Here is an 11,961-nt window from a genome sequence, read left to right as displayed (position 1 = left end):
CCCTAACCCGCCGGCGGTCCGCCGACCAGCATCTGGTAAATCCAGATCACAAAGCCATACGCACCAATAAACCCAACGGTTGCCCCGGGTATCAGAATGAATGTCAGAAACAGAAACAGCAGGATTTCCGATTTTCTGGATTGCGTCTCCCGATCCAGTCCCCTCTCCAGCATGGCCAGCTCCCTCCGAAATCTTGTGAATTTCACCTTCGATATTGGCGGCGGTACTTTGCGGGATTCTTTCCCCCCGAAAGACAGATCACGCCAGTATTACCCTGAAGGCACAAGAAGAAAACAACTATCTGCTAATTAATTTTTATCTAAATGAATAGTACCCGGTTATTCATATATAATCCAGACATCAAATATTGTTTTCCTTGACCTTCCCCTGGCATCGCAGCACTAATACGAGGCCCACCCGGCGTAAAACCCGAAAAAACCCCCTGAGGAGGAGAGTAAGCGTATGCCCCCATATAACAGGATTGCCGAATTACAGGACGACATGAAGCAATGGCGTCAGGATATCCACAAGCACCCGGAACTTTGCTATGAGGAAGTCCGCACCGCAAAGATCGTCGCGGACAAGCTGCGCGAATGGGGGCTTGAGGTTCATGAAGGCATTGGTGTGACCGGTGTTGTCGGCGTCCTGAAGGGTCAGGGCAACAGCAACCGCGCAATCGGCATTCGGGCCGATATGGACGCCCTTCCCATGCAGGAAATGACCGGTGTTCCCTATCAGTCCGTTCATGAAGGGAAGATGCACGCCTGTGGTCACGACGGTCATACGGCCATTCTGCTAGGCGCCGCAAAATACCTGTCTGAAACCCGGAATTTTGATGGCACCGTCAACTTCATCTTCCAGCCCGCCGAAGAAGGTGGCGGCGGCGGTGATGCCATGGTCAAGGACGGCCTGTTCGAACGGTTCCCCTGCGACGGGGTCTATGGCCTGCATAACCAGCCCATGATGCCGAAGGGTACCTTCAACATCAAGTCAGGCCCGCTGATGGCGTCGGCCGATGCGGTCGAATTCATGATCTGCGGCAAGGGCGGCCACGCGGCCCATCCCCAGTTCACCGTGGACCCGATCAAGGTGGGCGTGCAGCTTCACATTGCCCTGCAAACCATTGTCTCGCGCAATGTCAGCCCCGTTGACAGCGCCGTCATCAGTGTCACCATGTTCGAGGCCGGAACCGCCCAGAACATCATCCCCCATGACGCCAAACTGACCGCCTCTGTCCGCACCACCACACCGGAAGTGCGCGACTTTGTTGAAAAACGCATCAAGGAAATTGCGGCAGGCGTCGGGGCCACCTTTGGGGCCGAGATCACCGTCAATTACCAGCGCTTCTATCCCTGCACCGTCAACCACGAGAAGGAAACGGAAATCCTGTCCCGCGCCGCCATTGCCGTCGTCGGAGAAGACCGGGTCGATACCAACACACCGGTCCGCATGGGCAGCGAGGATTTCTCCTTCATGCTGGAAGCCTGTCCGGGCGCCTATATCTTCCTTGGCACCAACGACGAGGATCACAACTATTCTGTCCACCATCCGAAGTTCGACTTCAATGACGAGGTTCTGGGGCTGGGGGCCAGCCTGTGGGCCAAGCTGGTAGAACAGGAAATGCCCCGGTCCTGATAGAGAGGACCGGTATCGGAAACACCCGTTTCTGACAAAACCAACCCGGAGCGCCGGGGAGCGTCTGCCCCTCGGCGGATTATCCCCGGCGCTCCTGATAATTCTGGTTCGACTTGAACAGTTCGGCGGCAAAATCCGCAAAGGCCCGCACCTTGGGCGACAGATAGCGGTTGGACGGATAGACCAGAAAGATATTGCTGTCCGTGATATAGGGGCCGATCTCATAGTCCCCCAGCACCTCAACCAGCTTACCCTGCTCGATATACTCCCCCACGATCCAGCGCGGAAGATGCACCAGCCCAAGGCCGCTCAGCGCCGCCTCGACCAGCACATCCCCATTGTTGGATTCCAGTCGCCCGGACACGGCCACATCCTGCACCGCGCCGTTCTGGCAGAACCGCCAGTTCCGCGCCCCAATGCCCCATAACTCGCTGTTCCCCTGAACGCGGAATGTCAGGCATTCATGATCGATCAAATCCGTGGGCTTTGCGGGGACGCCCCTTTTTTCAAGATAACAGGGCGAAGCACAAATCACCCGTTGCACCGTATGAATGCGCCGGGAAATCAGGGTCGAATCCGGCAGGCGCGAGGCCACCCGAATGGCAAGGTCCATCCCCTCCTGCACCAGATCGACCAACTGGTCGGACAGGGACAGTTCCACCGAGACATCCGGATACTGGGACAGAAAACGGGACAGATAGGGCGCCAGTTGGACCCGGCCCAGCACGACAGGCGCACTGACCCTGAGCACGCCCCGCGGGGTGGCATCCAGTTCCGCAACCGCCCGGTTCATGTCGTCGATATCGGCAACCGCCACCTTCGCCCGCTCATGATAGATCCGCCCCGCCTCGGTCAGGCTGACATGCCGGGTCGTCCGGGTCAGCAACCGCACCCCCAGCATTTCCTCCAGCGCGTTCATCTGGCGGGTCACCGACGACGGGGCCAACCCGAAATGACGGGCCGTTTCGGAAAAGCTGCCGGTTTTGACGATATCGATCAGCAATCGCATGGCACCCAGATTATCCATGCCGTCCTCCCTTGCGCCGCACGCAATCAGTGAAACAAATTTGGTTCTTCTGTTCCGATATTTGCAAAAAAACAGGGAAAGAGCCAGATTTCTGACGGCAAATCGACAAGAAAGACGAAAGGAAGGGGCCTGAACGCAAAAAAGCCCCGCCAACTGAATGGCAGGGCCTTTTGAAAATTTGGAGCGGGCGATGAGATTCGAACTCACGACCCTAACCTTGGCAAGGTTATGCTCTACCCCTGAGCTACGCCCGCTCGGCGTGCAACTGTGTGCTGCGAGGCGGGATAATATCCATCTTCGAACTGAATGCAATAGCCTTTTTGAAAAAATTTGATTTTTTATTTTCCGGTTGGCGAAAACCCTGTCAGACCGCTATCTTTTCCGCTGTTTTTTGCTTTCCCGGAGAATTGATTTCATGCCTGCAAGCCCTGAAGACCTGTTCGCCCGACTGGATCAACTGGGAATCACCCATCAAACCCACCATCATGATCCGGTATTCACTGTCGAGGAAGCGCAGGCCGTTTCCCGCGATCTGGAGGGCGGTCACAGCAAGAACCTGTTCCTCAAAGACAAGACCGGCGATCTGTACCTGCTGGTCTGTCTGGAAGACACCCCGGTGAACCTGAAGGAGCTGAAGAAAAAGATCGGCGCCAAAAATCTCAGTTTTGGAAAACCGGAGCTGTTGATCGACACGCTGGGGGTGGAGCCGGGCTCGGTTACGCCCTTCTCGCTGATCAACGATGGCGAGGCCGTGGTCAAGGTGCTGCTGGATTCCCGCATGATGGAAGAGAAATTTTTGAACTTTCACCCCTTGATTAATGACAAAACAACGCAAGTATCTAGTGAAGACCTTGTCCGGTTTATCGAAAGTTGCGGTCACAATTTCACGATTGTGCCCCTTGATGCGCCCTGACCCCCGGGCGAAGACTTAACAAAGGGCAAGGAAACTGGTATTCCGGACATTGAATTCCCGGCGGGGACCATCGGGTGATCTGGCAATTTGACGGTATAGTGAGATTATGGAAACGGTAATTGAAGGCACTCCAGGCGGAGAGATGAACTGGGTCAAGGACGGCACAACCATGAGTTTTCAGGCGGATGTCATCGACAAAAGCGCCGAGAAAACAATTCTGGTGGACCTGTGGGCCCCGTGGTGCGGCCCCTGCAAACAACTGGGACCGGTCATTGAAAAAGTCGTCAATGACGCAAAAGGCGCCGTGGAACTGGTAAAAATCGATATCGACCAGAACCCGGAAATTGCGCAGGCCCTGCGGGTCCAGTCCATCCCTGCTGTTTTTGCCTTCAAGAACGGCCAGCCGGTTGACGGCTTCATGGGCGCCCTGCCGGAAAGCCAGCTTAAGGAATTTGTCGAGAAAAACGCCGGTATCAGCATCGGCCCCTCCCCGGTTGAGCAACTGATGGAACAGGGGCTGGCGGGGCTGGAAGAAGACAATATGGAAGTGGCTATTGCCTCTTTTGCCCAGATTCTGGATCTGGAACCCGACAATGTGGAGGCCAAGGGCCACCTGTCCCGGCTCTATATCAAACTGGGCGAGACAGAAGCCGCCCGCGACCTGTTGGGCTCCCTGCCCGATGCGGACCGCGCCCACCCTGCCATCTCGGCCGCGCTGGCCGCACTGGACCTTGCAGAAAACGCCGTCGATGACAGCGAACTGGAACCGCTGAAACAGAAGGTGGCCGCGGAACCCGATAACCTGCAAAGCCGTCTTGAACTGGCCCGCGCCCTGATCGGCAGCGGTGCCCATGCGGAAGGCGGGGACCACCTGATCGAGATCATCCGGCAGGACCGGGACTGGAACGAGGCAGCCGGCCGGACGGAACTGCTGAAAATGTTCGAGGCCCTGGGCCCCATGCACGAGATTTCGCAGGAATATCGCAGCAAGCTGTCTGCCATCCTGTTTTCATGACCGATCTGGGCACCACGTCAGGACTGGAAGAACTGCCGGCCATTCTGCCGGTCTTTCCGCTGACCGGTGCCCTGCTCCTCACCACAGGACATCTGCCGCTCAATGTGTTCGAGCCGCGCTATCTGGACATGGTCCGGGATTGCATGACCAGCCATCGGGTCATTGGCATTGTTCAGCCCCGCGATCCGGAACACCCCTCCGCGACGCCCCCTCTTTATACCATCGGGTGCGCCGGGAAAATCTGCGAACTCCATGAACAGCCCAACGAGACATTCCATATCACCTTGGAAGGGCTGTGCCGGTTCCGGATACAGAAGGAAGTCGAGTGCACAACCCGGTACCGGCAGGTGGTCGCCGATTATGCCCCCTTCCATCACGATCTGACCCCGCCGCAGGACGGCAGCGTTGACCGGGAGGCCCTGCAGGGCGTATTGCGTCATTTCCTTGAACTGGAAAGCGAGGAAGCCGACTGGGAAGCCCTCAACAATCTGGCCGATGACAATCTGGTCAATTCCCTGTCCATGATCTGCCCCTTTGCCCCGGCGGAGAAACAGGCCCTTCTGGAAGCAGAAGATGTCCCCGCCCGCTCCGAATTGCTGATCTGCCTGCTCAGAATGATGATGCAGCAAGGCCAGCCCCACAGAACCCTTCAATAACCCAGTGTCAGGAGACCTCCGTTGTCAGACACCCATGCAACATCCGTTGACCCGAAACTTCTGGAAATCCTTGTTTGTCCGCTGACCAAGGAACCGCTCGACTATGATCGGGAGAACGGGGAGCTGATCAGCCGCAAGGCCGGACTGGCCTTTCCGATCCGCAACGGCATTCCCATCATGCTGGTGGATGAAGCCCGCCAGTTGGACGATACCCCGGCCGGATCATGACGCGGGATCTTTACGACAAGGCCGGACGCCCCAAACCCACGGAAGTCCGGCTGATCAAGGCGGAAAAAACGCTGGCCATCCGTTTTGCCGATGGTCACAGCTTCCGCTTTCCTGCTGAACTGTTACGGGTGGAAAGCCCCTCTGCCGAGGTGCAGGGCCACAACCCCGCCCAGAAACAGATCATTGCCGGACGGCGCCATGTGGGCATCATGTCCATGGAACCGGTCGGCCATTATGCGGTGCGGCTGTCCTTTGACGACCTGCACGACACGGGCCTGTTCTCGTGGAGTTATCTTTATGAACTGGGGCTGACCCAGGACGCGGTCTGGGAACAGTATCTGGACAATCTTGCAAAGGCAGGCCTGAGCCGCGACCCCTGAGCCGCGATCTCGGAAACGAGACCCCAGAAGCGGGCCGCCGCTGCGGCCGGTGCGGCTACAGCCGCTTGCCGGCCAGAAGGCGGGGCAGTTCCCCCGTGGTGCCGCGGGCATGTTCCATGAAGAACCCCTTCAGGCTTGGCATCCGGTTGACCGCCGCCATCCCCAGATCCCGAGCCAGACGGACAACGGAAATATCGGTTGTGAACAGCCGGTTGAGCAAGTCGGTAATGGTCAGCAGAACCACGCTGTCAAAGCGCCGCCACTGCTGATAGCGCAGCAGGGCTGTCTGTGATCCCGGATCCTGTCCCAGACGGGCCGCATCCATAATCACCTCGGCCAGTGCCGCCACATCGCGCAGCCCCAGATTAAGGCCCTGCCCCGCGATCGGGTGCATGCCATGGGCGGAATCCCCGATCAGGGCCAGCCGCTCCCCGATATAGCTGTCCGCCTGATGCAGCGCCAACGGATAGCTCCAGCGCGGACCGACGATTTTCAACGCCCCCAGATAATCCCCGAAACGCAGTGCCATTTCCTCAAGGAAGCTGTCATCATCCAGCCCCATCAGGTGACGGGCCATATCCGTCTGTTCCGTCCAGACAAGCGAAGACCGGTTGCCCGTCATGGGCAGAATGGCAAACGGCCCCGGATTGAGGAAGCGTTCCTGCGCCACGCCGTTATGGGGGCGCTCATGTTCAACGGTACAGACAATCCCGGCCTGATCATACGACCAGCCAACCTTGCCAATCCCGGCCATCTCCCGCAAGCGCGACCCCCGGCCATCCGCGGCCACCACCAGACGGGCGAGGATTTCCGTGCCATCTTCCAACAGGGCGGTCACGCCATCCTGATCCCGGTCAATGCGGGTATAGGTCGCCGGGGCCAGCAGGGTCAGGGTATCGATTTCCGCCGCCCGCTTGAGAAGGGCCACGCGCATATGGCGGTTCTCAACCATATGGCCGAACGGCTCGTCCCCCAGTTGGCGATGATCATAATGCAGGAAGAATTTCGACGGCCCGTCGGTGATACGGATATCCAGCATGGGCTGTTTTTCCGCCACATGGTCCCACACACCGATGCTTTTCAGCAGGTTCCGGGACGCATGGGCAATCGCCGAGACCCGGCCGTCAAAGGTGTTCGCGGTGACGGCCTCGGGCGTATCCCGCTCCAACACCACCACCTTCAGGCCCGCCGATGCGACGGCAATGGCAAGGGGCAATCCGTTCAGGCCACCGCCGACAACGAGAATATCCGCATTCATGAGTTTGCTTTTGTTCTGGTCAACCATGCCGGTTCCATTATTCTGATCCTGTTGTCACCTTATAAGAATAAAGCGAGCATTATCCAATGACAAATATCTGGCATGAAATGACCGCCCTTGACCTTGGCAGCCAAATCGAGCGGGGGGAGATCGACCCTGTCGAGCTGACAACCGCCTTTCTGGAGCGCATCGCCGACCATGACCCGGACGGTGAAATCTATGTCCGTACCACCGGTGAACGCGCCTTGGGAGAGGCACAGGCCGCGGCCCTACGTGCCAGAAACGGCACCCGCCGCAGCCCGCTGGACGGGGTTCCCATCTCGTGGAAGGACCTGTTTGATACAAAAGGCATCGCCACCGAGGCGGGCGCCAAAATACTGGAAGGCCGCATCCCCGAGGATGACGCCGAATGCCTGAAACGGGCGACCCGCGCCGGACTGGTCTGCCTTGGCAAAACGAACATGCCCGATGTGGCCTTTTCCGGCCTTGGTAACAATGCCTGGACCGGCACCGGCGCCAACCCGTTTGACAAGACCGTGAAGCGGGTTCCGGGTGGGTCTTCTTCCGGGGCGGCGCTGTCCGTGGTCCATGGCCTTGCGGCGGCAGGCATCGGGTCGGATACGGCAGGATCGGTCCGCATCCCGTCCGCATGGTGCGGCCTGACAGGCCTGAAGACAACCCATGGCCTGATTTCGCTGGAGGGAACCGTTCCCCTGTCTCCGTCACAGGATACGGTCGGCCCCCTGACCCGGGATGTGGCCGATGCCAACATGATCACCGCCATACTGGCCGGGACCGCCCCTGCCGATCTTCGCGGCGCAACCCTGAACGGCACCCGTATCCTGCGGGCCACCACCGTGTTCAACGATCTGGTCGACCCGGACATTCAGGCCGGGATCGATCGGGGGCTTGAAAAACTGTCCCGCGCCGGGGCAACGATTGTCGAGGGACCGGTTCCCGTCTTTCAGGAGGTTCTGGATCGCTGCGCCGAGCAAGGCACCCCCGCCAATATCGAGGGGAATGTCCTGTGGGCGGCCATGGCCCGCCAGAACCCGGACGGCATGTTCGGCCCCATTGCCCGGCGGTTCTTTGCCGCCGATGAGTTTAGCGCCCCTGGCATTGTTGGGCTTTATATGTCCCTGAAAGACTTCACCCGTCGGTATCTTCAGGAAACGGCCGGGTTTGATCTTGTGGTCGGCGCCACCGTGCCCGAGGCCCCACCCGCCCTTGCCCCGCTCTATGAGGACGAGGAGCTTTACTTGAAGGCCGCCCTGATGTCCATCAGCCTGACCCGGCTTGCCAATCTTCTGGGACTGTGCGCCACCAGCCTGCCCGCCGGGTTTGTCGGCGGCTTTCCCATCGGCATGATGCTGATGGCCCCGCCCTTTCAGGAAGGCAAGCTGCTGCGGCTGTCAAAAGCGGCGGAACAGGCGCTGGCCTCATAGTATGCCTAAAATTTAATCTGCGCCTAAAATTTAGGCAATTATAATAAACAAACTCTTCAATCAAGCGCCCGGTTTTCGGGCGCTTTTTTGTTATCTATCTGTTTTACAATGACTTTTAGAATCACCTTATGAATTGGCACGGGTCTTGAAATGCAAGAGGCGAGCAGGGTCACAATCCCTGACACGACACTGCAACGTTCAAGAGGTGAAAACAATGAAACTTGTGATGGCCATTATCAAGCCGTTCAAGCTGGACGATGTCCGGGACGCCCTGACAACCCTTGGCATCGCCGGTCTGACCGCCACCGAGGTAAAAGGGTTCGGACGCCAGAAGGGGCATACGGAGATTTATCGCGGCGCCGAATACGCCATTTCCTTTCTACCCAAAATCAAGATCGAGATCGCCCTGCAAGATGACCAAGTCGATCAAGTCGTTGAAACCATTCAGGAAACGGCCAAAACCGGCCAGATTGGTGACGGCAAGATTTTTGTTTTCGACCTGAACAGCGTCGTCCGGATCAGAACCGGCGAAAAAGACGCAGACGCCCTCTAGGAGAGTTCCCATGATAACGTTATTCAAAAAACCACGGTTGGCCGTCCTTGCGGCGGTTCCGTTGCTGGCAATCCTGCCGGGAACGGCCAGCGCCGCTGTTGACGGCGAGACGGCCTATATCCTCAACTCCTTCTCCTTCCTTATGAACGGGGCGTTGGTCATGTGGATGGCCGCCGGTTTCGCCATGCTGGAAGCTGGACTGGTGCGGAAAAAGAACACTGCCACCATCTGCCTGAAAAACATCGCGCTCTATGCGATCTCTGCCCTGACCTTCTATCTGATCGGCTATAACCTGATGTATATGGATGTCGGCAGCTATTTCGGCAGCTTCAGCCCCTTATGGGGACCCGATGATGCCGAGGCCCTTGCCGGAACCTTTGCCGAAGGCGGATATGCCGCGTCTTCCGACTGGTTCTTCCAGATGGTCTTTGTGGCAACCGCCGCCTCTATCGTCTCCGGGGCGCTGGCGGAACGGATCAAGCTGTGGCCGTTCCTTGCCTTCGTATTCCTGCTGACGGCCATCATTTACCCGATCCAGGGGTCCTGGGTCTGGGGCGGCGGCTGGTTGGATGCCATGGGCTTTTCCGATTATGCCGGCTCAACCCTGGTGCACTCTGTCGGGGGCTGGGCAGCCCTGACCGGCGCAGTCATCCTTGGGCCACGGAAGGGTAAATATGGCCGGGACGGTCGCATTTCCCCAATCCCGGGGGCCAACCTGCCGCTGGCGACCCTTGGCACTTTCATCCTGTGGCTGGGCTGGTTTGGCTTCAACGGCGGCTCTGTCCTTGCCCTTGGTTCTGCCGAGGCGGTGATCGAGATGGCCAATGTCTTTGCCAACACCAACATGGCGGCCGTGGGCGGGGTTCTGTCCGCCATGATCCTGACCCAGATTGTCTATAAGAAGGTCGATCTGACCATGGCCCTGAACGGTGCCATTGCCGGGCTGGTCTCCATCACGGCAGAACCGGCCGATCCGGGTATTGGTCTGGCCATCGTGATCGGGGCCGTGGGCGGTGCCATTGTTGTGTTCGCTGTCCCGTTCCTCGACAAGCTGAAGATCGACGATGTGGTCGGCGCCATTTCAGCCCACCTCTGCGCCGGGATCTGGGGCACCCTTGCGGTGGCCATCTCCGACACGGATGCCACCTTTGCAACCCAGCTTGCCGGTGTGGTCGCCATCGGGGCCTTCGTTCTGGTCACCAGCTCTGCCCTGTGGCTGATCCTGAAATACACCGTTGGTATCCGGGCCAGTGACGAGGACGAGGCAACCGGTCTCGACAAGGCGGAACTGGGACTGGAAGCCTATCCGGAGTTTGGCCCCAGCAGCTAAGTTGTCTCCCCCCCCTTGGGGGCAACCTCGACTGTGTCCTCTTGCAGTCAGGTTGCCCCTCTTTTTTCCCCCTCCCCCTCGCCTCCCTCCCTTGTAAAGCCCTAATCCCGCCTGCCTCTGTTCGCGGCGCGTGCCATCCCGAAAGAAGTCGGATTATTTGCACAAACCCGGAACAAACGGGAAACGCCCCCTGAAGAATGAGGCCTTTTTCCCCCACCTTTCCCCTAAATTGGGCCGGATACAGGATCGGACTTGTGCCGGGTGCGGCAATTCATTAGTTTTGTTTTTGTTTTGTACTCACCTTCAACCCCGTCGCAGGCCATGAATCCCCATCTCAATTCTCTCAGAGGTTCTCCTTTTGTCGCATTGCGGGCCCTGCTGGACCCCCTGACCCCCAAGGCCAATGTCAAACCGCTGGCCCTGACCATTGGCGAGCCGCAGAACCAGCCCCCTGAATTCATGAAAGAGGTGCTGGCGGAACAGGACCACCAATATGGGAAATATCCTCCCGCCGACGGGACCCCGGACCAGCGCAACGCCATCAGCCGCTGGCTGAACCGGCGATACGACCTGCCGGGCGGCATGGTCGCTGAGGACCGCCACATCGCGCCGGTGAACGGGACCAAGGAAGCCCTGTACATGATTGCCCAGACAGTCATCGACCCGACACCGACCGCGGCGGGCAAGCCTGTCATCCTGATGCCGAACCCCTATTATCATGTCTATCACGCATCCGCTGTGATGGCGGGGGCGGAACCTGTGTTCCTTGATGCGGAAAAAGAAAACAACTTCTTTCCCGATCTTGACCAGTTGACGCCTGAACTTCTGGACCGGACCGGCGCCTTTTACCTGTGCAGCCCGTCCAACCCGCAAGGCACCATTGCCGGACGGGACTATCTGGTCCGGGTGCTGGAACTGGCCCGCAAGCATGATTTCGTGCTGATCATGGATGAATGCTATACGGAAATTTACGACCGGGAGGTGCCGATCGGCATCCTTGAAGTATGCCGCGACCTTGGCGGGTCTCTGGAGAATGTCCTGTCCTTCCACTCGCTCTCGAAACGCTCCAGCGCGGCGGGCCTCAGAAGCGGGTTCGTGGCTGGCGACGAGAAAATCATCAAGCCGTTCCTCAATCTTCGCAACTTTGCGGGCGCGGCGTCCCCGCTGCCGGTCTGTGCTGCCTCTGCCGCCCTCTGGGATGATGACAGCCATGTGGCGCTCAACCGGGACCGCTATCGCACCAACATCGATATTGCCGAACGCATCCTGAAGGACCGGTTCGAGTTTTATCGTCCGCCCGGCGGGTTTTTCCTGTGGCTGAATGTGGGCGACAGTGTCGAGGCAACGCGGAAACTGTGGACCGAGGGCGGCGTTCGCGTCCTGCCCGGTGAATATCTGGCCGGAACGAACGAAAATGGCCACAATCCCGGTGCAGCCTATATCCGAGTTGCCCTCGTGTTTGATCCCGATATGATGGAAGAAGCCCTGACGAGGCTTGCCAATATTTTATAGAATAGAGTT

At 58.6% G+C, this 11,961-nt stretch carries 13 protein-coding genes and 1 tRNA gene; 10 read left to right on the top strand and 4 right to left on the bottom strand.

Going from position 1 to position 11,961, the window contains the following annotated elements; translation table 11 throughout:
- Positions 1-2: 2 nt before the first annotated feature.
- The gene (locus FQB27_RS01230; protein ID WP_169559055.1) at positions 3-173 is read right to left on the bottom strand and encodes a nitrate reductase; all 171 of its coding nucleotides are present in this window, start codon (positions 171-173) and stop codon (positions 3-5) included.
- A 289-nt stretch (positions 174-462) separates the two neighbouring features.
- On the opposite strand from FQB27_RS01230, the gene FQB27_RS01225 reads away from it, so the two are divergent.
- Positions 463-1,635 (top strand): M20 aminoacylase family protein, encoded by a 1,173-nt coding sequence (locus FQB27_RS01225; protein ID WP_169559054.1) that lies wholly within the window; start codon positions 463-465, stop codon positions 1,633-1,635.
- A gap of 79 nt (positions 1,636-1,714) precedes the next feature.
- Here FQB27_RS01225 and FQB27_RS01220 read toward each other — a convergent pair whose 3' ends face one another.
- Both FQB27_RS01220 and FQB27_RS01215 read right to left on the bottom strand, forming a co-directional pair.
- The gene (locus FQB27_RS01220; RefSeq protein ID WP_169559053.1) at positions 1,715-2,662 is read right to left on the bottom strand and encodes a LysR family transcriptional regulator; all 948 of its coding nucleotides are present in this window, start codon (positions 2,660-2,662) and stop codon (positions 1,715-1,717) included.
- Between the two features lie 179 nt (positions 2,663-2,841).
- Positions 2,842-2,916: transfer RNA gene (locus tag FQB27_RS01215), tRNA-Gly, on the bottom strand.
- 161 nt (positions 2,917-3,077) lie between these two features.
- On the opposite strand from FQB27_RS01215, the gene FQB27_RS01210 reads away from it, so the two are divergent.
- The 5 genes from FQB27_RS01210 (at position 3,078) to FQB27_RS01190 (ending at position 5,854) form a co-directional block, all read left to right on the top strand.
- On the top strand, positions 3,078-3,575 hold the full coding sequence (locus FQB27_RS01210) for a prolyl-tRNA synthetase associated domain-containing protein (RefSeq protein ID WP_169559052.1): 498 nt from the start codon (positions 3,078-3,080) through the stop codon (positions 3,573-3,575).
- Between the two features lie 106 nt (positions 3,576-3,681).
- Positions 3,682-4,590, top strand: coding sequence for a thioredoxin (trxA, locus tag FQB27_RS01205; RefSeq protein WP_169559051.1), 909 nt, complete (start codon positions 3,682-3,684; stop codon positions 4,588-4,590).
- Entirely contained in the window at positions 4,587-5,246 is a 660-nt protein-coding gene (locus FQB27_RS01200) for an LON peptidase substrate-binding domain-containing protein (RefSeq protein ID WP_169559050.1), read from the top strand. The genes trxA and FQB27_RS01200 overlap by 4 nt, the downstream gene beginning before the upstream one ends.
- 21 nt (positions 5,247-5,267) lie before the next feature.
- Positions 5,268-5,474, top strand: a complete 207-nt coding sequence (locus FQB27_RS01195; RefSeq protein ID WP_169559049.1) for a Trm112 family protein — start codon at positions 5,268-5,270, stop codon at positions 5,472-5,474.
- Complete coding sequence (locus FQB27_RS01190; RefSeq protein WP_169559048.1) at positions 5,471-5,854, top strand: gamma-butyrobetaine hydroxylase family protein; 384 nt, start codon at positions 5,471-5,473, stop codon at positions 5,852-5,854. The genes FQB27_RS01195 and FQB27_RS01190 overlap by 4 nt, the downstream gene beginning before the upstream one ends.
- 55 nt (positions 5,855-5,909) lie before the next feature.
- Here FQB27_RS01190 and FQB27_RS01185 read toward each other — a convergent pair whose 3' ends face one another.
- A complete protein-coding gene (locus FQB27_RS01185; protein WP_169559047.1) occupies positions 5,910-7,139 on the bottom strand; it encodes an FAD-dependent monooxygenase in 1,230 nt (409 codons plus the stop codon).
- A 59-nt stretch (positions 7,140-7,198) separates the two neighbouring features.
- Here FQB27_RS01185 and FQB27_RS01180 point away from each other — a divergent pair, with 59 nt between their 5' ends.
- The 4 genes from FQB27_RS01180 (at position 7,199) to FQB27_RS01165 (ending at position 11,952) form a co-directional block, all read left to right on the top strand.
- Positions 7,199-8,557 (top strand): amidase, encoded by a 1,359-nt coding sequence (locus tag FQB27_RS01180; RefSeq protein WP_169559046.1) that lies wholly within the window; start codon positions 7,199-7,201, stop codon positions 8,555-8,557.
- A 214-nt stretch (positions 8,558-8,771) separates the two neighbouring features.
- Positions 8,772-9,110, top strand: coding sequence for a P-II family nitrogen regulator (locus tag FQB27_RS01175; RefSeq protein WP_169559045.1), 339 nt, complete (start codon positions 8,772-8,774; stop codon positions 9,108-9,110).
- 10 nt (positions 9,111-9,120) lie between these two features.
- Positions 9,121-10,440 carry an ammonium transporter gene (locus FQB27_RS01170; protein WP_169559044.1) on the top strand — a complete coding sequence of 440 codons (1,320 nt, stop codon included), beginning with the start codon at positions 9,121-9,123 and terminating at the stop codon, positions 10,438-10,440.
- Positions 10,441-10,761: 321 nt separating this feature from the next.
- The gene (locus tag FQB27_RS01165) at positions 10,762-11,952 is read left to right on the top strand and encodes an aminotransferase class I/II-fold pyridoxal phosphate-dependent enzyme (RefSeq protein ID WP_169559043.1); all 1,191 of its coding nucleotides are present in this window, start codon (positions 10,762-10,764) and stop codon (positions 11,950-11,952) included.
- The last annotated feature ends 9 nt before the right edge of the window (positions 11,953-11,961 follow it).

It is taken from the genome of Sneathiella chinensis (assembly GCF_012720115.1).
Classification (GTDB): domain Bacteria; phylum Pseudomonadota; class Alphaproteobacteria; order Sneathiellales; family Sneathiellaceae; genus Sneathiella; species Sneathiella chinensis.
This window is presented reverse-complemented; position numbering and strand designations above follow the sequence as displayed.